This window comes from Sphingomonas sp. CCH10-B3, assembly GCF_001556185.1.
Lineage (GTDB): Bacteria > Pseudomonadota > Alphaproteobacteria > Sphingomonadales > Sphingomonadaceae > Sphingomonas > Sphingomonas aquatica.
This window is the reverse complement of the sequence record NZ_LSIJ01000095.1, coordinates 25151-45862: the sequence shown is the minus strand read 5'-3', so window position 1 is coordinate 45862 and position 20712 is coordinate 25151. Positions and strand designations below refer to the sequence as shown.

The window sequence follows — 20712 nt, the reverse complement described above, 5'->3', positions numbered from 1 at the left end:
CGAAGGCACGGCAAAACCTTAGCGTATATCTGGGTCCGTTCTGTGTACCGACCCCAAACACGCAGCATTGACGTCGATCGCAAGCTCTTCAGCCAGTTCGCGGATCAGTGCGGCTTCAGGCAGTTCGCCCGCGTCGATCTTGCCACCGGGAAACTCCCAGAGCCCGGCGTGCTGTTTGCCCTCAGGGCGCTGGGCCAGCAGCACACGTCCATCGGGGTCGACGAGCGCCACAGCGACGACGGGCAGGATGGGAAATGGCAACATTTCCGGCGCCGACTTCGCCATTCGTTAACGCTCCTTGGGCTAAGCATAGGCTGGCGCGACGAGCGTAACGACATGGGGTGGCTGATGGGCAAGCAAATTCGCCAGCTATTTGCCGACCGCAAGGGCGGAACCGCGATCGAATATGGTTTGATCGCGGCGCTCGTCGTCATCGCGATGATCGCGAGCCTCAGCTCGCTCGCCAATCAAACCGTCGGCATGTGGGGTAACGTGAACAACAAGGTTACGGCGGCGAACGGCGGCTGACGATTTTCCCGCGAATCGACCAAGTCGCTTAAACCTTTGTTAGGCTACCTACCGTACATGTCTCCAAGCTGAACCGGTTGACCGGTCAGCCGGGTAACTGAAGCCACCAAATCTGGAGACCGGAAAATGCAGACCATTCGCAAGTTCATCAAGAACAACAAGGGCGCGACCGCCATCGAATACGGCCTGATCGCTGCTCTGATCGCCGTTGCCGCCATCGCCGCAATGTCGGGCCTGGGCAACCAGCTGAAGACCACGTTCACCAACGTGACGTCGAACATGAAGGCTTCGTAAGCTTCTCCCAAGCTTATGCGTAGCGAAGGAGGGCAGCAGGCTTCGGTCTGCTGCCCTTTTCGCATTTGCAGTGTTTGCAGCGGCTAGAGTCGGCCGATTGCCAAGAATTTCGCGCGGCGCGCACGGATCAACGCCTGTGGATCCTGCCGCGTCAGCGGATCGAGGGCCGCCGCGATTGCATCGCCCAATGTCTTGATCGCCAACGCGGGGTCGCGTTGGGCACCGCCCACGGGTTCGGGCACGATCGTGTCGATCACCTTGAGCGCGGCAAGATCCTGCGCGGTCATCTTCATCGCTTCCGCCGCCTCGGCCGCCTTGTCGGCGGTGCGCCACAGGATCGACGCGCAGCCTTCGGGTGAGATCACCGAAAATACCGCATGCTCGAACATCAGCACCCGGTCGGCGGCGGCCAGTGCAACCGCACCGCCGGAGCCGCCCTCACCCACGATCGCCGCGACGATCGGCACGCCGAGCGCAAGACATTGCTCGGTCGAGCGCGCGATCGCTTCGGCCTGACCGCGTTCTTCGGCCTGAATGCCGGGAAACGCGCCCGAGGTATCGACCAGCGTCAGCACCGGCAGGCCGAACCGCTCGGCAAGCTGCATCAGCCGGATCGCCTTGCGATAGCCCTCGGGCTTGCCCATGCCGAAATTGTGGCGGATGCGGCTGGCAGTATCATTGCCCTTTTCATGGCCGATCACGACCACCCGCCGTCCGCGGAAGCGCGCAAGCCCGCCCATGATCGCCAGATCGTCGCCAAATGCGCGATCACCCGCGAGCGGCATGAAATCGTCGAACAGGCCCGCGACATAATGCTTGAAATGCGGCCGATCGCCATGCCGCGCGACCTGCGTCTTTTGCCAGGGCGTCAGATGCGCATAGGTGTCGCGCAGCAGGCGCTCGCTTTTCTGTTGGAGCCGCGCGACTTCGGGGCCGATGTCGATCGCCCCGGCAGTGGCGGAGGCGGTAGCGCGCAATTCGGCGATCCGGGCTTCAAGCTCGGCAATCGGTTTTTCGAAGTCGAGGAAACTGGCCATCAGGCGCGCTCGGTTAGGCGTCGCGCGCCCTCGCGTCAACGCATTGCGCGATCACCGAGCGGATGGCGGCTGTTGACGAGGTCAACGAGGCGCCGGCTGTCGACATGCGTATAGATTTCGGTCGTCGCGATATCGGCATGACCGAGCATCAGCTGGAGCGCGCGCAAATCGGCGCCACCTTCGAGCAGATGGGTAGCAAAGGCGTGGCGCAGGACGTGCGGACTGACCCGGTCGGGCGGGATACCCGCTTCAGCGGCAAGCTCCTTCAACAACTGGTACAGCCGGATGCGGCTGAGATGCCGCGCGCCGCCGGGGAACAGCCAGACCGAGCGCGGTGGCAGCGTCGCCCGCCAGGCCGCAACTGCCGCCCGCGCACGGTCCGAGATCGGCACCAGTCGCTCGCGTCCGCCCTTGCCCTTCAGGATCAGATAGGGGCGGTCGGGGGCGACCGCGGCGAAGGGCAGCGTCACCAACTCGCTCGCGCGCAGGCCCGATCCGTAGAGCAGCTCGACCAGCGCGGCGAGCCGCAGATCGCGCGGATCGGGCGGCACGCGCTCCAGCCGGGCCGCGACCGTCGTGAACAGCCGATCGACCGCGCTGTGATCGAGCGACTTGGGGAGTGCGCGCGCGGTGCCCGGCCGGGGCAGCGCCGCGCCGGGATCGTCGCTTCGGAATCCTTCCTCGACGAGGAAAGCAAAAAAGCGCCGCAGCGCCGCCGATTTGCGCGCGACGCTTGCGCGCGACAGGGTAGCCCAGCCGTCGCCGAGCCGGGCCAGCGCGGCAGCGTCGGCGCTCGCAAGCGCGCCGTCCAGCGCCTCGGACGCCAGCCGCAGGTCGCTCTCGTAAGCCGCCAGCGTATTGTGCGCGGCGCCCGCCTGCGCGGCCATCATTTCGAGGAAGCGGCCGATCAGCGCGCGGTCATCGCCCGCGCCACTCAGGGCTAGGCCAGTCAAAGCCGCGTCAAGGCCTCGACCGCGATCATGCGAGCTTCAGCATCGAGCCCGACCCGGTGCATGGCCGCGATCATCCGGTAAAAGGCGTCGGGCGACACGCCGTGCCAGTTGGCGGTCTGCATGCCGACCGCCGCCAGCAGCACGACAGTCGCAGGCTCGCCGCGCGCCGCCGCGCGGTCGATCGCTCGTGTCCAGCTATTGTCGCGCACCAGATCGATGCCAAGATCGCCCGCAAGCGACGCCATCGCCGACGAATCGACGCGACCAAGCCCGGCCAGCGCGGCAAAGAACATTTGCCGCTTGCGCTCGGTGTCGCCGCGTGTGCCGCCGCCATAGCGCCGCACGTCGCCGCGCGAGAGCGGGCCCCCAAACCGTTCAGCAAGCTTCAGCATTGCCCAGCCGTCGCTGCCCGCACTGACGATGTCGCGCCAGCGCACCGCGCGGGCATCAATCCCTGCCGACAGCATCGACGCAATCAGCCGGTCGGCTTCGGCATCAGCAGCGGGCGGCAACAGCGCCGCCGCCTGCGAGGTCAGCACCAGTCGGGCGTAGCGCCCGCGCGCGCCCTGCGGCTCGTCCCACAGCCGGACCATCGCGGCGATTCGCTGGGCGCGATCGGCTTCGGCATAGGCACTGCGCAGATCGCGCGCGACCGCGACTTCGGCCGAGCTGCCGTCATCGGCTTCGTCGAGTTCGCCAAACAGATCGATCAGCGCCGTGCTCGACAATACGCCTTGCGCGGCCGCCAGCTCACCGGCCGGCGCGCGGGTGCGCGCGGCCAGCATCGGCGCCTGCGCTCGCCAAAATTGCACGCGCGTGTTGACGGTCGCGAACAGCGGCTCAGGAATCTCGGTGCCGCTCGCGGTGGCCAGGCCATAGCGCCAGGCCGTCAGCTGCGAGACCGGCTCCCATTCGATCGTTACCGCGCGTCGCTTGGTGCCCGCACCAACGACCTTGTCGGCGAGCAACAGGTCGACCCCGCGCGCAACCCCCTGACGCCGCGCCGCATCGATCTGACGCCCGCCCTGTCCGGCGACACCCGAGAGCGCGCCGCAAATCGATTCCATCAGCACCCAGGCGCGATCATGCGGCCCTGAGAGCGCGCGGTCGACGACCGGGCAGACCAGCCCGGGATCACCCGTCGCCAGTGCTGCCTGCATCGCCGCTTCGCGCAGCTTCGGCGTGAAATTGTCGGTGTCGACTGCCTGAACGACGGCGCGCGCAACCTGCGACTCACCCATGCGGACGAGCAGCCATGCCCTTTCGGCGGCGAAATCGGCGCCATTGACGCCCGCGGGCGTGTCGAGCTGCGAGGCGAGCATGCGGCGCAACGCGATCGACAGCCAGCGCGACGGCAGCGGCGCGTCGAGCCGACCCATCAGGGTCTCAAGATAACGCCCCGGCGCCGTCCCGAAACCGTTCGCGGGCAATCCCCCCTGATCGGAGCCAATGATGCCGACGCGGGCCAGCGATCGGCGCGCATAGCTCGGCAATTCATAACTGGCGAGCGCTGCGGGATCGACCGGCGGCGGCGTGCCCGCGTCTTCGTCGGCCAGGCTGTTGGCAGTGAGCTCGTCGCTGGCGATCGGGTCCGGCGGCGGGAGCAATGGCGCCGGGGCGGGTGTGGTCGGATTGGGCTGCGCGCGCGGCGGCGGGCGATCGACGGGCGGCGGCGTTGTTTCGTTGAAGCCCGGCGGCAGGATCGATTCCGGCCGCTCCTGCGCAATGGCCGCGCCCGCGACCAGCGCGAGAACGACGCCGCCGATCGCTGCCTTATTGCTGGAGCGACGCAAGCGGCACGACCTTTTCGACGCGCGTCTGCGGCCGTTCGCTGTTGAGGCTGGCGAGCGCAGCCAGCCCCCCGCCGATGACGAGAAGAACAATGACGAGGGCGATAAGCAGCCGGGACATGAAACAATACCTGAAAGACGATGTGCGCTGGCCTTTTGCCGAGCGACAGCGACGCTGTATAGCCCCTGCCATGGTGTCGGACGAGGGTGACGCGCAAAATCGCTGGCAAGGCAAGCCGATCGTGCTGATCGGGCTGATGGGTGCGGGCAAGTCGACGGTCGGTCGTCGGCTCGCACAGCGCCTGCGGCTGCCCTTCGTCGATGCCGATGTCGAGATCGAAGCCGCCGCCGGCATGACGATCACCGAAATCTTCGACCGATTCGGCGAGGGCTACTTCCGCGACGGCGAGCGCCGCGTGATCGCGCGGCTCATCGACGGCACGCCCAAGGTGATTGCCACCGGTGGCGGCGCGTTCATCAACGAAGAGACGCGCGCGCTGATTTTGTCGGAAGCGATTGCGGTCTGGCTCGATGCCGATCCCGACGTGCTGGCCGAACGCGTCAAGCGGCGTGACACCCGGCCGCTGCTGCGCGGGCGCGACCCCGCCAAGGTGTTGCAGGAGCTCGCCGCCGTACGAAATCCCATTTATGCGATGGCGCCGGTCCGCGTTTCAAGTCATCGCGCACCGCATGACGCCACAGTGAGGGCCATTCTGGCCGCGATTGGCCCATGAGCGAGAATAAATGAGCGAAATCTGGGTCGAACTCGATGCACGCCGCTATCCCGTAGTGATCGAAGCCGGGCTGCTGGGGCGTGCGGCGGCGCGGCTTGCCCCGCTGGCACCGCGTGGACGCGCGCTGGTGATCGTTGCCGATGCGCAGGTGGCGCCGCATCTGGAAACGTTGCGCGACGGCCTGACGGCTGCGGGCATTGCCAGCGAACCGATCGTGCTGCCGTCGGGCGAAAGCACCAAGAGCTGGGCCATGCTCGAGGAATTATGTGAGGGGCTGCTTGAGCTCGGAGTGGAGCGCGGCGATCATGTGGTGGCACTCGGTGGCGGGGTGACCGGCGACCTGGTCGGTTTCGCCTGCGCGATCCTGAAGCGCGGCTGCGGTTTCGTGCAGGTGCCGACCACGCTGCTGGCGCAGGTCGATTCATCGGTCGGCGGCAAGACCGCAATCAACGCGCGCGCCGGCAAGAATCTGATCGGCGCCTTTCACCAGCCTGCGCTCGTGCTGATCGATCCGCTGACGCTCGACACGCTCTCCGCACGCGAACTGCGCGCAGGCTATGCCGAAGTCGTCAAATATGGCCTGATCGACGATGCGGCGTTCTTCGGCTGGTGCGAGGCGCATGGCTCGGCGTTGCTTGCGGGTGATCCTGCCGCGCGAACGCATGCGATTGAACACGCCGTCGCCGCCAAGGCGCGGATCGTTGCCGCCGATGAGCATGAGAAAACCGGCAAGCGCGCGCTGCTCAACCTCGGCCATACCTTCGGCCATGCGCTGGAGGCGGAGACGGGTTTCTCCGACCGGCTGCTGCACGGCGAAGGCGTGGCGGCGGGAATGGTGCTCGCCTTTGCCTATTCGGCGCGGCGCGGGCTGTGCAGTCCCAATGACGCAGCACGGGTGGCGGAACATCTGCGCAGTCTGGGCTTGCCCGATGGGTTGGCAGGCGCGGGAATCACGGCGTCGGGGGCATCGCTCGTCGCGCATATGCGCCACGACAAGAAAATGGACGGCGGCACCCTGCCCTTCCTGCTTGCGCGCGGCATCGGCGAGACCTTTCTCGACCGGTCGGTCGATCTCGCCGATGTCGCCGCCTTCCTCGACGATCAGCCGCGCGGCTGATGCCCAACGGGACCGCCAAGCGCGACTTGCCGACCAAGACCTGCCCGGTATGCGGGCGGCCTTTCGCGTGGCGCAAGAAATGGGCGCGCGATTGGGAGAATGTGATCTTCTGCTCGGACAAGTGCCGCGCGGTTGGCCGCTAACCGCGAGCGCCGGCCCAGGCGAGCCATAGCCAGCCCACAATCAGTATCACGCCGCCAATCGGCGTGATCGCGCCCAGCCATTTCGGCAGCCCCAGCGCCATCAGATAGAGCGTGCCTGCAAATAGCGCGCCGCCCGCGACAAAGCACCACCCCGCCCCGCGCGCGCCAATCTGTGCGGCGACGATCGCGGCCACTGCATGGACGAGCTGATATTGTCCGCCGGTCTTGAGCCATTCGGCGGCCTGACCATTCGCGCCATGCGCACCGAATGCACCAGCGCCGACCGCCAGCGCGCCGGACAAGGCCGCGGCAAGAACGAACGCATTCATCCGGGCTCGCTTTCCTGCGCAATCACCTGCGCCATCGATCGGTGCGTGAACATCTGGTCGGCCTGCGCATGCAGATCGCCCTCATCAGCTTGCGCGCGCAACCGCGCCGCGTCGCGGCGGCGATATTCGTCCTCGGTCCGCGCGATCATCTCGCTATCGACGCCCAGGTTCGCCATGGCATCCCGCGCCATCACCACCGCCGATTCGAACACTTCGCGGACCGTGCCAGCCACCGGCGCGCCGTCCATCTTGATCAAGCTGCGCCGATCGAACGCGCGCGCGAAAATCGCCGCGTCGGGGAAAGCAGTGTGGACAGCTTCGAGCAACTCGCGGTCGATCTGGTCGCCGTCAGTGCAAAAAGCGATCAGCTGCGCATCGGCGGCGCCTGCCTGACGCAACAGATCCATCCGCGTCCCGTCGCCATAATAGACTTTCATGCCGAAACTGTTGGCAACCTCGATCATTTCGATGTCGCGATCAATCAGCGTCACCTTGATCTGCTGCGCACTCAACATCTGCGCGACCGTCTGGCCGAAGCGGCCATAGCCGATCACGAGCGCGCTTGCGCCATCCGCCTTGGGTGCCTCCATCCCGTCGGCCTTGCGTTCGGGCGCCGTGCGCAGACCCTTGGTGAACGCCATCAGGAACGGCGTCGTCGCCATCGACAATGTGACGATGGCGCCGAACAGGCTCGCCGCTTCGGGGGCGATCAGCAGCGCACCCTGCGCCTGCGCGAACAACACGAAGCCGAACTCGCCGCCCTGGCTGAGCAACAAACCCAGGCTGAGCGCCTGCCGCCAGCCCATGCGAAACGCCATGCCGATCACCGTGATGATGATCGTCTTGGTCGCAATCAAGAGCACCGCCATGCCGATCACGAATGCCGGCCGCGCGGCAATCGCTTGCAAATCGAGCAGCATCCCGACGCTCAGGAAGAACAGGCCGAGCAGGATCGACCGGAACGGATCGACATCGGCCTCAAGCTCGTGCCGATAGGGGCTGTCGGCGAGCATCACGCCGGCAATGAATGCCCCCAGCGCGGTCGACAGGCCGAGCCACTCCATGATCGCCGCGGCGGCGATCACGGTGAACAAGGCCGCAAAGACGAACATTTCGCGCTCGCCCAGATTGCCGATCAGCCGGAACATCGGCCGCAGCACGAAACGCCCGGCGGCAACCAGCCCGGCGACCGCAAGCACGGTATAAATTGCCAGCAGCCATCCCGGCGTTGCCCCGGGCGGCACCGGCGCCCGCGACAGCGCGGCAATGATCGTGATCAGCGGCACGATCGACAGGTCCTGAAACAACAGGATCGAAAAGGCCCGCTCGCCGAACGGGGTGCGCAACCGCCCGGCCGACTGCAGCATCGGCAGCACCTGCGCGGTCGACGACAGCGCCAGGGGCAGCGCCACTGCCAGCGCAGCCGAGGGCGAGAAATTGGCAAAGGCCCAGATCACGCCGGTCAACGCCACCGCGCACAGCCCGACCTGCAACAGGCCGAGCCCGAAAATATCCTGCCGCATCCGCCATAGCCGCGACGGGCTCAGCTCAAGCCCGACCAGAAACAGCAGCAGCGTGATGCCGAGTTCTGCAACTCCGCGCTTTTCCTCGACATTGCCGACAAGGCCGAGCGCTTGCGGCCCGACGACCGCGCCCGCGACCAGAAACGCAAGCGTGGCCCCCAAACCGAGCCGCCGGAACAGCAGCACGAAAACCAGCGCGAAGCCGAGCAGCACGACGCCGTCGCGAAGCGCGCTTTCGCTCACGCAGCGGCCTGTCGGGCTTCGGCAGCGATGGCAGCGGCTTCGGCGACGGCCTCGAACGCCAGCCGGATCGAGGCATGGCGCGCGCTATGCGGCAGGGCGGGCGCAAAAATGTCGATCCCGGGCCAGTCGGGCTCGGGGCCGCGGCCCGCCAGCCAGGCAGCGAGCGCGTCGCGGGTCGCGGCAAGCTCGGCGGGCGACTTGCCGACCGCGTCCGCCGCCATCAGCGTGGCGCTCGCCTGGCCCAGCGCACATGCGCGCACCAGCATGCCGATCGCCGCCACGCGGCCTTCGCTGTCGACATCGACATCGACCGTCACCCGGCTGCCGCACACCGGCGAGCGCTTCTCGACGCTTGCCATCGGCGCGGCGAGCCGGGTCGCCGGCGTGTTCGCGGCGAGGCGGAGAATCTGCTGGTTATACAGCGGCGCGTTCACTCGGCCGAATCGCTTTCATTGTCGGCCGAAGCCGGATCGTTGCCGAACATCGCTTTGCCTTGCCGCCGGCGGTCGACGAAATCGGCGATCCCCGCGCTCGTCACCTTGAGCAGCGGATAAGTGCGCGATTTGGTAATCCACTCGGGCCGCTGCGATGCCCCGCCATAAGTGGTGTCGATCACGAGCACGATCAACAGGAAGACAAGGCTTGCAAACACCAGGCCCTTCAACCCGCCGAAGCCGAAGCCGAGCGCGCGGTCGACCGGCCCGAGAATCGAGGTCCGTGTGCGCTTGCCGATCGCATTGGCGACCCAGCGCCCGCCGAGATAGGTGACGCCCGCGATCAGCACGAATGCCAGCACTGTCGCGCCGCCATAGGTTGCGATCTTGGCCGACAGCAGGTTGGTGAGCGGTACCTGCAGCACGCGCAGCGCGAAGACGATGAACACCCAGGCGACCAGCGACAGCACTTCCGTAACAAAGCCCTTGATCGCCCCCTGCACCGCCCCGCCGAGGACGAGCACGAGCACGATGATGTCGAGTGCGGTCAGTCCCATGAAATCCGTCGTCCCTGCGCGCCAGCGTCCGCCGACCGCTAGCCACGCCCGAGCATATGGTCAACGAAGCTGGCGAGCGACTTGAACCCGGCGAGCTTGAGCGGCGACTTTTCGGCGGCCGATGCGGCGGGCAGCAATGCCCGCTCGAACCCGAGCTTGCCGGCTTCCTTCAGCCGCAGCGCGGCGTGGGCGACGGGGCGAATCTCGCCCGACAGTGCGACTTCGCCGAACGCGACGGCGCCCACCGGCACCGGCCGCTCGCTGAGCGCCGAAATCAACGCCGCGGCAACCGCGAGATCGGCGGCCGGGTCCTGCACGCGGTAGCCGCCAGCGATGTTGAGATAGACTTCGGATGACGAAAAGCTGAGCCCACAGCGCGCCTCGAGCACCGCGAGGATCATCGCCAGCCGCCCCGAATCCCACCCGACGACGGCGCGGCGCGGCGTGGCGCCGCTCGCCAGCCGCACCACCAGCGCCTGAATCTCGACCAGCACCGGCCGCGTGCCTTCGAGCGCGGGGAAGACCGTTGTCCCACTCACGCCTTCATCGCGTTGCGTCAGGAACAGCGCGGAAGGATTGGCAACTTCGCTCAGGCCCGCCTCGACCATCGCGAACACGCCGATCTCGTCGGTGCCGCCGAAGCGGTTCTTAATCGCCCGCAGGATGCGATACTGGTGGCTGCGCTCGCCTTCGAAGCTGAGCACGGTGTCGACCATATGTTCGAGCACGCGCGGCCCCGCGATGCTGCCGTCCTTGGTGACATGGCCGACGAGGACGACGGCGGTGCCGCGCTCCTTGGCAAAGCGAATCAGCTCCTGCGCCGAAGCGCGAACCTGGCTGACGGTGCCAGGGGCGCCTTCGATCAGGTCCGAATGCATCGTCTGGATCGAATCGATCACCAGCAGCCGCGGCGGCGTCCCCATGCCGAGCGTCGTCAGGATATCGCGGGTCGATGTGGCGGCGGCAAGCATCACCGGCGCGTTCCCCAGCCCCAGCCGCCGGGCGCGCAACCTCACCTGATCGGCGGCCTCTTCGCCCGAGACATAGGCGACGCTATGGCCCGCCAGCGCCAGCCTTGCAGCGGCTTGGAGCAGCAAAGTCGACTTGCCGATCCCCGGATCGCCGCCGATCAGCGTCGCCGACCCCTCGACGAAGCCGCCGCCCAGCGCCCGGTCGAGCTCGGCGATGCCGGTCGGCAACCGTTCAGGCAGCGCAATCTCGCTGTCGAGCCCGACGAGCTGGAGGGTGCGCCCGCCGCCTTGCAGGTTGTGCTTGGCCTGGAACGGCGTGACCGGGCCGGAGGCTTCCTCGACCAGCGTGTTCCAGGCGCTGCAATCCACGCATTGCCCTGCCCAGCGATGCGACACACTGCCGCACGACTGGCATACATAGCGTTTCTGAGGTTTGGCCATGAGATAGGCCTAACGAAATTGGAACGATAAGGGAACACAGAATCATTTCCCCTCCCTGCAAGGGAGGGGAGACAGAGAAACCGCGTTACGATTGACCGCTACCCCCGCGCCGGGATCGTCAGCCCGCGCTGCACCGCCGGTCGCGCCAGCCCGCGCGCGAGCCAGGCCTTCACATTGGCGAAATCGTCGAACCCGACCAGCGGGCCATTGCCGTAGAAATTGACCAGGCCATTCACCCAGCCGAGCATCGAAATGTCGGCAATCGAATAATCGCCCATGAACCACTCGCGCCCGTCGAGCGCGACCTCCATCACCCCGAGCAGCCGCTTGGTTTCGTCGAGGTAACGGTCGCGCGGGCGCTTGTCCTCATAGTCCTTGCCCGCGAACTTGGTGAAAAAGCCAAGCTGGCCGAACATTGGCCCCACGCCACCCATCTGGAACATCACCCATTGGATGGTCTGCCAGCGCTCGCGCGTGCCGACGGGCATGAACAGCCCGGTCTTTTCGGCCAGATAGAGCAGGATCGCGCCGCTTTCGAAAAGCGCGAGCGGCGCCCCACCCGGCCCCGCCGGATCGAGGATCGCGGGGATTTTGCCATTGGGGTTGAGCGACAGGAATTCGGGCGATTTCTGGTCGTTCTTGGCGAAATCGACGAGGTGGACTTCATAGGGGAGCCCGGTTTCCTCGAGCATGATCGACACCTTGACGCCATTGGGCGTCGGCAGCCCGTAATATTGCAGCCGATCGGGATGATGGGCGGGCCAGCGGGTGGTGACCGGGAAAGCGACGGGATCGATCATCGGGGCGAACTCCTGAACGGGGGTCGTCGCTAGATAGGGATTGCCCGGACGCCTCGCCACGCCCGGCTGCGACACAAAAACCGGCGCATTCGATCGTTTGACGCGGCGCAATTCCCTTTTGCCGGTGGCGCGGCTATGGCGCGGGGCGATGATGACTTCCGAACTCCGCGTCGCGCTGTTCAGCGGCAATTACAATTATGTGCGCGACGGACCGACCCAGGCTCTCAATCGGCTGGTCGGCTATCTGCTGGCGCAGGGCGCCGCCGTCCGCGTCTATGCCCCGACGGTCGACAAGCCGGCGTTCGAGCCGACCGGCGATCTCGTGAGTGCGCCGTCGTTCGCGATTCCCGGACGGAGCGAGTATCGCGTGGCGATCGGCCTGCCGCGGCGGCTCCGGCTCGACCTTGACGCGTTCAAGCCCAATCTGGTGCATGTGTCGGCGCCCGACATCCTCGGCCACCGCGCGGTCAGCTGGGCGCGGCGACGCGGCATTCCGGTGGTCGCATCGGTGCATACGCGGTTCGAAACCTATCTGCGCTATTATGGCGGCGGCTTTCTCGAGCCCGCTGCCGTTGCGCTGCTGCGGCGCTTCTATCGCCGCTGCGACGCGATCCTGCCGCCGTCGCAATCGATGGTCGATCTGCTGCGCGAGCAGCGGATGAACGACGACATCGGCATCTGGTCGCGCGGAGTCGATCGCACGATCTTCACACCGTCGGCGCGCAGCCTGGCGTGGCGGCGCGAACTCGGGATTGGCGACCAGGAATTCGTGATCGGCTTTCTTGGCCGGCTGGTGCTCGAAAAGGGGCTCGACGTTTTCGCCGCAGTGATCGGCGAGCTGATGCAGCGCGGCGTCCCGCACCGGGTAATGGTGGTCGGGGAAGGCCCGGCGCGCGACTGGTTCGCAGCCCAAGTGCCCACAGCCGTGTTCGCGGGATTTCAGGAAGGCAAGGATCTGGGCCGCGCGGTCGCGTCGATGGACGTGCTGTTCAACCCCAGCGTCACCGAGACGTTCGGCAATGTCACACTGGAGGCAATGGCGTGTGCGGTGCCGGTGGTGGCGGCGATCGCCACCGGAGCGACCAGCCTGATCGAGCACGGCGTCAACGGTCGGCTGGTCGATCCGGCCGACATCGCGGGCTATGCCAATGCGCTGCAGGCCTATGCCGAGGATCGCGACCTTGCCGACACCGACGGGCTGGCGGGCGAAGCCAAGGCGGGCGCCTATGGCTGGGATGCGATCAATCAGAAGGTGATCGACAAATATTTGGCCGTGCTGGCGCGGCGGGGGCGCTAGGCCCGCCGCGCAAGCTTGCGGAAACTATCCGACATCCTGCCACGCAAAGGCCAGCGGCGCTTCGCGGAAAGCAAAGCGGTCGAGGTGGCGAGCGACCGCGCCCTTTAGCGCATCGAGCTGATCGGGCGATGTCGCGTCGATGTGCACGTCAAGTCCATCCTCACGCGCGGTCAACGTCACCTGCGCATCGCCGGGATAGGCGGCGCCGCGGGCGTCCTTCGGGAACGTGATCGTCCCGCGCTCGGGCGTAAAATCAACTGCGAGATTGTGCTGCCAGTGCTTGCAGAGTTGCTGGAGATATTTGCTCGCGCTGGCTGTTGGCACCAGCGCCGTCGATTGGATCGCAAGGGAAATCATGGGTTTGTGTCCGAGGCGAAGCGGCGGCGGGCATGATGCCCAACCGCCGGCGGAGAAGGGCGAGGCGCGATGTGGCGCGCATCGGGGTTAGAGCCGCTCGATCTTCTGCGAGGCTTCGTCGATCAGCGCGACGATCGCGTGCAGCTTGTCGGTCGGCACGTCGCCGCGCCCGAGCGTGTGGACGAGCACCGAGCGCAGATTGCCCATCGCGCGCCGGACCGAGGCACTGTCGGACCGGGTGCGCGCTTCGCCCATCTCGGTCAGCCGGGCGATAAGCGCGTCGACTTCCTCGGCACGCTCGGCGAGGTGCTGATGACCGGCATCGGTCGCGGCGAATTGCTTCTTGGCGCCGTCGCTGCGCTGTTCGGCAATCAGATCCATCTCGTCGAGCAGAGTGAGCGTCGGATAGACGATGCCCGGGCTGGGCGCATAGGCGCCGCCGGTGAGCGTTTCGATCTCGCGGATCAGGTCATAGCCGTGGCGCGGCTGATCGGCGATGAGCTTGAGCAGCACGAGCCGCAACTCGCCGCCGTCGAAGACGCGCCGCCCGCGCCCGCGCCCGCCATCGCTGTCGAAGCTGATTTCGACGCCTGCCCAGCGGCGCGGACCGCCGCGGCGTCCGCTCATGTGGCTGCCGCAGCCGTGGCCGCGATACATATAGAACATGGTGCTTCCTTGTTGGGTCATGATGGCACTAAGATATATCTTATTAGCTTTGACGCAAGACTGGTGCTGCAAATTTTTTGCGGCGGTCTATCTTGCCCAAGATGGACGATCTTTTCGGCCCGACCGACTCCCCCGCCCCGCCTCCACCCACCGACGCGCCGCTTGCCGAGCGGTTGCGGCCGCGTTCGCTGGGCGAGGTCGTCGGCCAGACGCATATCACCGGCCCTGACGGCGCGATTGGGCGAATGGTCGCGGCGGGGCGGCTGTCGTCGATGATTCTGTGGGGGCCGCCGGGTACGGGCAAGACGACGATCGCGCGGCTGCTCGCCGATGCGGTGGGCTTGCGCTTCACTGCCATCTCGGCGGTGTTCTCTGGCGTCGCCGATCTGAAGAAAGCCTTTGCCGAGGCGCGTGACCATGCCCGGGCGGGGAAGCGCACCCTGTTGTTCGTCGACGAGATCCACCGCTTCAATCGCGCGCAGCAGGACGGCTTCCTGCCCTATGTCGAGGACGGCACGGTGACCCTGGTCGGCGCGACCACCGAAAATCCGTCGTTCGAACTCAACGCCGCGCTGCTCAGCCGCGCGCAGGTGCTGATCCTCCACCGGCTCGACGCGACCGCGCTGGCCGAGCTGCTCGACCGCGCGGAGGCGATCGAGGGCCGCCCCCTGCCCGTCACCCCCGACGCCCGCGCCGCGCTTGTCGCCAGTGCCGATGGCGACGGCCGCTTCCTGCTGAACCAGGCCGAGACGCTCTGGTCGGTCGATCTACCCGAGCCGCTCGATCCGGCCGCGCTCGGCGCTTTCCTCCAGCGCCGCGTCGCAGTGTACGACAAGGACCGCGAGGGGCATTACAACCTCATCTCGGCGCTCCACAAATCGCTGCGCGGCAGCGATCCGCAGGCGGCGCTCTATTATCTCGCGCGGATGCTGACGGCGGGCGAGGAGCCGCTCTACGTGCTGCGCCGCCTGACGCGCTTTGCGAGCGAGGACATCGGCCTCGCCGACCCGCAGGCGCTGGTGCAATGCCTCGCCGCCAAGGATGCCTATGACTTTCTCGGCTCGCCCGAGGGCGAACTGGCGATCGTGCAGGCGTGCCTCTATCTCGCGACCGCGCCCAAATCGAATGCTGCCTACAAGGCGCAGAAAGCGGCGTGGAAATCGGCGCGCGAGACCGGATCGCTGATGCCGCCCGCGCATATCCTGAACGCGCCGACCAAGCTGATGAAGGACATCGGCTATGGCAAAGGCTATGCCTATGATCATGATACCGACACCGGCTTTTCGGGCAGCGATTACTGGCCCGAAGGGATGGCGCGGGAGGACTTTTACCAGCCGACCGGGCGCGGCCATGAGAAGCGCATTGCCGAGCGGCTGGCCTATTGGGAGGAATTGCGGGGTGCCAAGGGCTGAACTTTTGATCCTCGGGGCGGCGCTGATCGCGTCGCCGCTTGCCGCGCAACAGGCCAAGGCGCCCGCGCCTTACACATTGGCGATTGCCGCCGGGTACAAGGCCGCGATCACCTGCAGCGCGATGTTCATCGGCGGGCGCACCGAAGCGCAGATGGCCAAGGACGAGCTGAACGGCATCTATCCCGAATATGATGCGATAGTCCCGACACTCGAGGCGAAAGTGGACGCGCGCACCGGGACCGTGACCGTCGCGTTCGATCCCGCGTTGCCGCCGCGCCGCGCCGTTTTCCATCCCGGCACCGGCTGCACCAACGAACCGATCGGCGCAGTGTCGCCGCCGGTCGTGACCACGTACACGAAGCTCGGCCCTGCGCCTGCCGATCCGGCACCGTGGCCGCTTGGAGACTCCTTGCCGCGCATCGCCTATCCCCCGATCCCGGCTGTCGGCAAGGCCATGGCCGGCGGCTATGGCGGCAAGACGACGGGCGTCGTGGTGCTGCGCGGCAAGCGGCTGGTTGCCGAGGCCTATGCCGACGGCTTTGGGCCGTACACGGCGCAGCGGACCTGGTCGGTCGCCAAGAGCATCACCGGCACGCTGGTCGGCATCGCCGCCAAGGACGGCCGGGTCCGTCCCGAAGCCGAAGTCCGCATCCCCGAATGGGATGCGGAGCCGTTGGCAAACACGCGGCGCAAGATCACGCTGGACAATCTGTTGCGCATGGCATCGGGGCTGCATAGCGCCACGGCGGGCAACCGCACCGACGCCGTCTATTTCGGCGGCACCGCCGTCACCGAGGAAACGGTGCACTGGCCGATCGAGGTCAAGCCCGGCACCCGCTTTCGCTATGCCAACAACGACATATTGCTGGCGATGCGCGCGCTGCGGGCGGCGCTCGGCGAGGAGCGCTACCGTGACTTTCCGACGCGCGCGCTGTTCGATCGGATCGGCATGAAGCACACCGTCGCCGAGACCGACTGGCAGGGCAATTACATCTCGTCGAGCCAGATGTGGACGACCGCGCGCGATCTGGCGCGGTTCGGGCTGCTCTATCTCGATGACGGCGTCTGGAACGGCGAGCGCATCCTGCCCGAGGGCTGGCGCACCTACGTCACCACGCCGAGCGGCCCGCAGCCCGCGAGCGGCTTTGGCTATGGCGCGACCTTCTGGCTGATGAACAAGGTGCCGGGCGTGCCCGCCGACACCTTCTCCGCCAATGGCAATCGCGGGCAATATGTCGTGATCGTGCCGAGCCGCGGCATCGTCATCGTGCGGCGCGGCGAGGACCCGGCCGCGAACGGCTTCGACGTCAGCAAATTCACCGCCGACGTGCTCGCCGAGGTGAAATGAAGACCTGGGACGAAGCGCTCGCCGCGGCGCTGCGGCTGCCGGATACGATCGTCGAGCCCTATTACGGCCGCCCGACCGCCAAGGTGGCGAGCAACGGGCGCCCCTTCCTCGCACCGGGGCGTGAAGCGGACTCGTTTTGCCTCCACCTCGACCTCGACACGATCGAGATGCTCAAGGAAACCGACCCGGCGACCTATCACCAGACGCCGCATTACGAAGGCTGGGGCGCGGTGCTGGTCCGCTATGGCAGCGACGATCCGGAGCGCGTCCTGGCGATGATCGAACTGGCGCATGCGCAGGCGACCGCCAAGCCCAAGGCGAAAGCGCGCAAAAGGGCGTGAGCCGCTTCGGGCATTTCGTCGCGATCGACTGGTCGGGCGCGGTCGGCCCCACCCAGCGGGGGATTGCGGTGGCGATCTGCGCGACCGGCGCGGCCGCGCCCGAACTGGTGCCGCCACCCGGTCGCCATTGGTCGCGGCTGGCTGTGCTAGACTGGCTGACGACGGCGTTGCCCGACGATGCGCTGGTGGGCTTCGATCTCGGCCCGGCGCTGCCCTTCGTCGATGTCGGCGCCTATTTCCCGGGCTGGGAGGCGAGCCCCGCCGACGCGCGGTCGCTCTGGGCGCTGGTCGAGCGGCTGTGTGCCGACGATCCGCACCTCGCCGCGTCGAGCTTCGTCGACCATGCGGACGCCGCCCCCCATTTCAGGCGGCACGGCGGGCGCGAGGGCGCGGCGTTCGGCGGTGGACGCGGGCGGCTGCGCGTCACCGAACTCGCCCAGCAGCGCCAAGGCCTCAACCCCTATTCGAATTTCAATCTCGTCGGTGCAGCACAAGTCGGCAAGTCGAGCCTGACCGGCATGCGGCTGCTCCACCGGCTCGGCGACCGGTTGCCGGTCTGGCCCTTCGATCCCCTCCCCGCGAGCGGATCGGTGGTGGTCGAAATCTATACCAGCCTCGCCGCGAGCGCCGCCGGGCGCGCGCGCGGGCGCAGCAAGATGCGTGCGCTTGCCGATCTCAACGCCGCGCTCGCAGCGCCCGCCATCGCGAGTGCCCCCATCGCCGCATCTGGTGCGATCGACGACCATGCGAGCGACGCGCTGCTCACCGCTGCCTGGCTGCGTCGCCATGCCGATGCACCCGCACTCTGGGCGCCACCGGCGCTGTCGGCCGATATTGCCCGCACAGAGGGCTGGACCTTCGGCGTCGTCTGACGCATTTGGGGCGCGGACGCCGGTTTAGCTCAGCTGGTAGAGCAGCGGTTTTGTAAACCGAAGGTCGCGGGTTCGATTCCTGCAACCGGCACCACGCTTCCCCGCCACTTCCACGTCGCCGCGCGACGCGCTAGCATTTCGGCCGACCGGCAACTGAACCGGCGGCGAGAGGGAGCGGGATGAACCGCGAAAAGGAACTGCGGCTCGCGCTCGTCTGTTATGGCGGCATCAGCCTTGCCGTCTACATGCACGGCATCACCAAGGAAATCTGGCGGCTGGCGCGGGCGAGCTGTGCCTTTCACGAAGGCCGTACCCCGGCCGGCGGGTCGCAAGGCGTGTACCGCGCGCTGCTGCAGGAAATCGAGGATGAGCACCAGATCAAGCTGCGCGTGCTGGTCGACATCATTGCCGGAGCGTCGGCGGGCGGCATCAATGGGGTGTTTCTGGCGCAGGCGATAGCGACTGGCCAATCGCTCGAACCACTTACCGAATTATGGTTCGATTCGGCCGATATCGAGGAACTGCTCGATCCCGATCAGGCCCCTGCAACCAGCTTTTCGAAAATCTGGGCACTGCCGCTTGCCTGGGCGGCGCAGCGGCGCAGCGGCGATCCGGTCGACCGGCTTGTCGAGCCCGCCGCGCGCGACGAAGTCCGCGCCAAATTGTCCAAGTTCGTCCGCTCGCGCTGGTTTGAGCCGCCCTTTGGCGGCAAGCGTTTCCTCAACCTCGTGCTTGATGCCTTTGAAGCGATGGCGGTTGCGCCCCGCGGCCCACGCCTGCTGCCCCAGGGACAGCCGCTCGATCTGTTCGTGACCGTGACCGACTTCACCGGTCATCCCGAGCGGCTGGCGCTGCACTCACCGCGCGAAGTGATCGAGACCGAACATCGGCTGATCTTTCCGTTCAGCGATCACGGCGCTGAATGCGATACACTCGCGCATGTCGGCGAGCTGGCCTTTGCCGCGCGCGCGACGTCGAGCTTTCCCGGCGCCTTTCCGCCGGTCACCGTCGGCGAGCTCGACGCAGTGCTGGCCGATCGCGCGATGGCGTGGCCCGAGCGCGAGGCGTTCCTGAAGAAGATGCTGCCGCGTCATCACGCCGTGGGGGCTGCCGACCGCGCGGTGCTGATCGACGGATCGGTGCTGGTCAATGCGCCGTTCCGCCCCGCCATCGCCGCCCTGCGCGAGCGCCCTGCCCGGCGCCAGGTCGACCGGCGCTTCATCTACATCGATCCGTCGCCAAGCGGCAAAATGGACATGGCACGCGCGGGCGTGCCCGGCTTTTTCCAGACTATCATCGGCGCGATTTCCGAGCTGCCGCGCCAGCAGCCGATCCGCGACAATCTGGAAGCGATCGCCGAGCGGTCCGAACGGATCGAGCGCATGGCGGAAATCATCGCCGGCATCCGCCCTGAAGTCGAAGCCCAAGTCGAGTCACTGTTCGGCTATACGCTGTTCCTCGACCATCCCACCGTCGCTCGCCTGGCCAACTGGCGCAAGCGCGCACAGGCCGCCGCGGCCAGCAAGGCGGGCTATGGCTATGCCGCCTATGGTCACCTGAAAATGGCGGGCGTGATCGAGACGATCACCCAGATCCTCTACAATGTCGGCGGCGAACAGGGCCCGCGCCGCTGGACCCATATCCACGGCCTCGTCAGCGCCGCCGTCAAGGCGAAGGGCAGCGGGATGGGCCCGACCTTCGCAGGCGGCACCAGCCCGGAGACAATCGCTTTCCTGCGATCCTATGACATTGGCTTCCGCATTCGGCGGTTGCGGCTGATGGCACGGCGGCTCACCGATATCGAAATCCAATATGACGAAGCCGATATCAGCGCCTTGCGGGAAGCGATTTATGCCTCGCTCGCGCGCTATCTCGATGCTGGCCGAACCGACAGCCATCTGGCGCTGCGGCGCGAGGTGCGTGCGTTGCGCGGGGATGCGAGCGCGCTGCTCGAGGCGCTGGGTGCGTCACTGGACCTGAAGACCCTTGACGATGAAACTGAGGTCCGGCTGGCGAGCGCGCTGTGCGCGGCCAACCGTGAGGTACGGCGGCCGATGCTGCTTGCCTATCTCGGCTTCCCCTATTTCGATGTTGCGACGCTGCCCTTGCTGCAGGGTGAAGGCCTCGACGAATTCGATGCGATCAAGGTCGATCGCATTGCCCCCGACGATGCGACCGCGATTCGCAGCGGGGGCGCCGAAGCAACGCTGAAAGGCATTCAGTTCGCGAGCTTTGGCGCGTTTTTCAGCCGCACCTACCGCGAGAACGACTATCTCTGGGGTCGGCTGCACGGTGCCGACCGGCTGATTGACATCGTCGTGTCGACGCTCCCGGCCGGCATGCGGATGAAGCCCGGTCGCATCGCGCAGATCAAGCGCGCGGCCTTTATTGCCATCCTCGACGAAGAAGAGCCCCGGCTGAGCACCATCGGCTCGCTGATCGAATCGTTACGACGTGAGATCGGCTGAGGCTGGCAAATTGCGCCGACGCGACTTAAACCATCGCCTGAGTGACCGCTGGAGCCT

23 protein-coding genes, 1 tRNA gene and 1 pseudogene are annotated in these 20712 nt (G+C 66.8%); 12 read left to right on the top strand and 13 right to left on the bottom strand.

Features of this window, described 5'->3' with window-relative positions; translation table 11 throughout:
* Positions 1-54: 54 nt before the first annotated feature.
* Positions 55-285, bottom strand: a pseudogene (locus tag AX672_RS15535) (NUDIX domain-containing protein); the annotation flags it as partial.
* A 51-nt stretch (positions 286-336) separates the two neighbouring features.
* Here AX672_RS15535 and AX672_RS15530 point away from each other — a divergent pair.
* Together AX672_RS15530 and AX672_RS15525 are read left to right on the top strand one after the other, a co-directional pair.
* Positions 337-528, top strand: coding sequence for a Flp family type IVb pilin (locus AX672_RS15530; RefSeq protein WP_331711208.1), 192 nt, complete (start codon positions 337-339; stop codon positions 526-528).
* Between the two features lie 126 nt (positions 529-654).
* Positions 655-822 (top strand): Flp family type IVb pilin, encoded by a 168-nt coding sequence (locus AX672_RS15525; RefSeq protein ID WP_066652900.1) that lies wholly within the window; start codon positions 655-657, stop codon positions 820-822.
* 83 nt (positions 823-905) lie between these two features.
* Here the strand turns inward: AX672_RS15525 and AX672_RS15520 are convergent, their stop codons facing one another.
* Genes AX672_RS15520 through AX672_RS18705 form a run of 4 tightly spaced genes read right to left on the bottom strand, consistent with a single transcriptional unit; the run spans position 906 to position 4723 of the window.
* On the bottom strand, positions 906-1859 hold the full coding sequence (locus tag AX672_RS15520; protein WP_066652897.1) for an acetyl-CoA carboxylase carboxyltransferase subunit alpha: 954 nt from the start codon (positions 1857-1859) through the stop codon (positions 906-908).
* Between the two features lie 35 nt (positions 1860-1894).
* Positions 1895-2749: a tyrosine-type recombinase/integrase gene (locus tag AX672_RS15515; RefSeq protein ID WP_082730585.1), complete on the bottom strand. Its 855-nt coding sequence runs from the start codon at positions 2747-2749 to the stop codon at positions 1895-1897.
* 59 nt (positions 2750-2808) lie between these two features.
* A complete protein-coding gene (locus AX672_RS15510) occupies positions 2809-4605 on the bottom strand; it encodes a hypothetical protein (RefSeq protein WP_066652891.1) in 1797 nt (598 codons plus the stop codon).
* Positions 4586-4723 (bottom strand): hypothetical protein, encoded by a 138-nt coding sequence (locus AX672_RS18705; protein ID WP_168727511.1) that lies wholly within the window; start codon positions 4721-4723, stop codon positions 4586-4588. The genes AX672_RS15510 and AX672_RS18705 overlap by 20 nt, the downstream gene beginning before the upstream one ends.
* Before the next feature lie 70 nt (positions 4724-4793).
* On the opposite strand from AX672_RS18705, the gene AX672_RS15505 reads away from it, so the two are divergent.
* From AX672_RS15505 to AX672_RS18330, 3 genes are read left to right on the top strand one after another with little or no spacing between them, the layout of a single operon-like run.
* Positions 4794-5336, top strand: a complete 543-nt coding sequence (locus AX672_RS15505) for a shikimate kinase (protein WP_066652886.1) — start codon at positions 4794-4796, stop codon at positions 5334-5336.
* 10 nt (positions 5337-5346) lie between these two features.
* Positions 5347-6453 carry a 3-dehydroquinate synthase gene (gene aroB / locus AX672_RS15500; RefSeq protein WP_066652884.1) on the top strand — a complete coding sequence of 369 codons (1107 nt, stop codon included), beginning with the start codon at positions 5347-5349 and terminating at the stop codon, positions 6451-6453.
* Positions 6453-6596 carry a DUF2256 domain-containing protein gene (locus tag AX672_RS18330; protein WP_082730581.1) on the top strand — a complete coding sequence of 48 codons (144 nt, stop codon included), beginning with the start codon at positions 6453-6455 and terminating at the stop codon, positions 6594-6596. The genes aroB and AX672_RS18330 overlap by 1 nt, the downstream gene beginning before the upstream one ends.
* Here the strand turns inward: AX672_RS18330 and AX672_RS15495 are convergent.
* The 6 genes from AX672_RS15495 to AX672_RS15470 form a co-directional block, all read right to left on the bottom strand.
* Positions 6593-6925 carry a DUF423 domain-containing protein gene (locus tag AX672_RS15495; protein WP_066652881.1) on the bottom strand — a complete coding sequence of 111 codons (333 nt, stop codon included), beginning with the start codon at positions 6923-6925 and terminating at the stop codon, positions 6593-6595. The genes AX672_RS18330 and AX672_RS15495 overlap by 4 nt on opposite strands.
* On the bottom strand, positions 6922-8691 hold the full coding sequence (locus tag AX672_RS15490; protein WP_066652878.1) for a cation:proton antiporter domain-containing protein: 1770 nt from the start codon (positions 8689-8691) through the stop codon (positions 6922-6924). Before AX672_RS15490 ends, AX672_RS15495 begins: the two co-directional genes overlap by 4 nt.
* Complete coding sequence (locus AX672_RS15485) at positions 8688-9125, bottom strand: iron-sulfur cluster assembly scaffold protein (RefSeq protein WP_066652874.1); 438 nt, start codon at positions 9123-9125, stop codon at positions 8688-8690. The genes AX672_RS15490 and AX672_RS15485 overlap by 4 nt, the downstream gene beginning before the upstream one ends.
* Complete coding sequence (locus tag AX672_RS15480; RefSeq protein WP_066652865.1) at positions 9122-9682, bottom strand: CvpA family protein; 561 nt, start codon at positions 9680-9682, stop codon at positions 9122-9124. Before AX672_RS15480 ends, AX672_RS15485 begins: the two co-directional genes overlap by 4 nt.
* Before the next feature lie 38 nt (positions 9683-9720).
* Complete coding sequence (gene radA / locus AX672_RS15475) at positions 9721-11094, bottom strand: DNA repair protein RadA (RefSeq protein ID WP_066652863.1); 1374 nt, start codon at positions 11092-11094, stop codon at positions 9721-9723.
* Between the two features lie 98 nt (positions 11095-11192).
* The gene (locus AX672_RS15470) at positions 11193-11894 is read right to left on the bottom strand and encodes a glutathione S-transferase family protein (protein ID WP_066652909.1); all 702 of its coding nucleotides are present in this window, start codon (positions 11892-11894) and stop codon (positions 11193-11195) included.
* 148 nt (positions 11895-12042) lie between these two features.
* Here AX672_RS15470 and AX672_RS15465 point away from each other — a divergent pair, with 148 nt between their 5' ends.
* Positions 12043-13191 (top strand): glycosyltransferase family 4 protein, encoded by a 1149-nt coding sequence (locus tag AX672_RS15465; protein WP_066652907.1) that lies wholly within the window; start codon positions 12043-12045, stop codon positions 13189-13191.
* Positions 13192-13215: 24 nt separating this feature from the next.
* Here AX672_RS15465 and AX672_RS15460 read toward each other — a convergent pair whose 3' ends face one another.
* Both AX672_RS15460 and AX672_RS15455 read right to left on the bottom strand, forming a co-directional pair.
* On the bottom strand, positions 13216-13548 hold the full coding sequence (locus AX672_RS15460) for a DUF2218 domain-containing protein (RefSeq protein ID WP_066652859.1): 333 nt from the start codon (positions 13546-13548) through the stop codon (positions 13216-13218).
* Between the two features lie 87 nt (positions 13549-13635).
* Complete coding sequence (locus AX672_RS15455; RefSeq protein WP_082730580.1) at positions 13636-14214, bottom strand: PadR family transcriptional regulator; 579 nt, start codon at positions 14212-14214, stop codon at positions 13636-13638.
* A gap of 101 nt (positions 14215-14315) precedes the next feature.
* Between AX672_RS15455 and AX672_RS15450 the strand changes: the two genes are divergently transcribed.
* The 6 genes from AX672_RS15450 to AX672_RS15425 all read left to right on the top strand — a co-directional run bounded on the left by AX672_RS15450 (position 14316) and on the right by AX672_RS15425 (position 20655).
* Entirely contained in the window at positions 14316-15626 is a 1311-nt protein-coding gene (locus AX672_RS15450) for a replication-associated recombination protein A (protein ID WP_066652856.1), read from the top strand.
* A 4-nt stretch (positions 15627-15630) separates the two neighbouring features.
* Positions 15631-16974 carry a serine hydrolase domain-containing protein gene (locus AX672_RS15445; protein WP_231731393.1) on the top strand — a complete coding sequence of 448 codons (1344 nt, stop codon included), beginning with the start codon at positions 15631-15633 and terminating at the stop codon, positions 16972-16974.
* The gene (locus AX672_RS15440; protein WP_066652852.1) at positions 16971-17315 is read left to right on the top strand and encodes a hypothetical protein; all 345 of its coding nucleotides are present in this window, start codon (positions 16971-16973) and stop codon (positions 17313-17315) included. The genes AX672_RS15445 and AX672_RS15440 overlap by 4 nt, the downstream gene beginning before the upstream one ends.
* On the top strand, positions 17312-18187 hold the full coding sequence (locus tag AX672_RS15435; protein WP_066652850.1) for a hypothetical protein: 876 nt from the start codon (positions 17312-17314) through the stop codon (positions 18185-18187). Before AX672_RS15440 ends, AX672_RS15435 begins: the two co-directional genes overlap by 4 nt.
* A gap of 18 nt (positions 18188-18205) precedes the next feature.
* Positions 18206-18281 (top strand) — tRNA-Thr (locus AX672_RS15430).
* Between the two features lie 85 nt (positions 18282-18366).
* Positions 18367-20655, top strand: a complete 2289-nt coding sequence (locus AX672_RS15425) for a patatin-like protein (protein WP_066652847.1) — start codon at positions 18367-18369, stop codon at positions 20653-20655.
* Positions 20656-20712: the final 57 nt, after the last annotated feature.

Excerpts from the sequence above, each read along its gene's own strand:
- AX672_RS15530 (WP_331711208.1), top strand. The coding sequence starts at position 337 with ATGGGGTGGCTGATGGGCAAGCAAATTCGCCAGCTATTTGCCGACCGC.
- AX672_RS15525 (WP_066652900.1), top strand. The coding sequence starts at position 655 with ATGCAGACCATTCGCAAGTTCATCAAGAACAACAAGGGCGCGACCGCC.
- AX672_RS15520 (WP_066652897.1), bottom strand. The coding sequence starts at position 1,859 with ATGGCCAGTTTCCTCGACTTCGAAAAACCGATTGCCGAGCTTGAAGCC.
- AX672_RS15515 (WP_082730585.1), bottom strand. The coding sequence starts at position 2,749 with ATGATGGCCGCGCAGGCGGGCGCCGCGCACAATACGCTGGCGGCTTAC.
- AX672_RS18705 (WP_168727511.1), bottom strand. The coding sequence starts at position 4,723 with ATGTCCCGGCTGCTTATCGCCCTCGTCATTGTTCTTCTCGTCATCGGC.
- AX672_RS15505 (WP_066652886.1), top strand. The coding sequence starts at position 4,794 with ATGGTGTCGGACGAGGGTGACGCGCAAAATCGCTGGCAAGGCAAGCCG.
- aroB (WP_066652884.1), top strand. The coding sequence starts at position 5,347 with ATGAGCGAAATCTGGGTCGAACTCGATGCACGCCGCTATCCCGTAGTG.
- AX672_RS18330 (WP_082730581.1), top strand. The coding sequence starts at position 6,453 with ATGCCCAACGGGACCGCCAAGCGCGACTTGCCGACCAAGACCTGCCCG.
- AX672_RS15495 (WP_066652881.1), bottom strand. The coding sequence starts at position 6,925 with ATGAATGCGTTCGTTCTTGCCGCGGCCTTGTCCGGCGCGCTGGCGGTC.
- AX672_RS15480 (WP_066652865.1), bottom strand. The coding sequence starts at position 9,682 with ATGGGACTGACCGCACTCGACATCATCGTGCTCGTGCTCGTCCTCGGC.
- radA (WP_066652863.1), bottom strand. The coding sequence starts at position 11,094 with ATGGCCAAACCTCAGAAACGCTATGTATGCCAGTCGTGCGGCAGTGTG.
- AX672_RS15470 (WP_066652909.1), bottom strand. The coding sequence starts at position 11,894 with ATGATCGATCCCGTCGCTTTCCCGGTCACCACCCGCTGGCCCGCCCAT.
- AX672_RS15465 (WP_066652907.1), top strand. The coding sequence starts at position 12,043 with ATGATGACTTCCGAACTCCGCGTCGCGCTGTTCAGCGGCAATTACAAT.
- AX672_RS15460 (WP_066652859.1), bottom strand. The coding sequence starts at position 13,548 with ATGATTTCCCTTGCGATCCAATCGACGGCGCTGGTGCCAACAGCCAGC.
- AX672_RS15455 (WP_082730580.1), bottom strand. The coding sequence starts at position 14,214 with ATGTTCTATATGTATCGCGGCCACGGCTGCGGCAGCCACATGAGCGGA.
- AX672_RS15450 (WP_066652856.1), top strand. The coding sequence starts at position 14,316 with ATGGACGATCTTTTCGGCCCGACCGACTCCCCCGCCCCGCCTCCACCC.
- AX672_RS15440 (WP_066652852.1), top strand. The coding sequence starts at position 16,971 with ATGAAGACCTGGGACGAAGCGCTCGCCGCGGCGCTGCGGCTGCCGGAT.
- AX672_RS15425 (WP_066652847.1), top strand. The coding sequence starts at position 18,367 with ATGAACCGCGAAAAGGAACTGCGGCTCGCGCTCGTCTGTTATGGCGGC.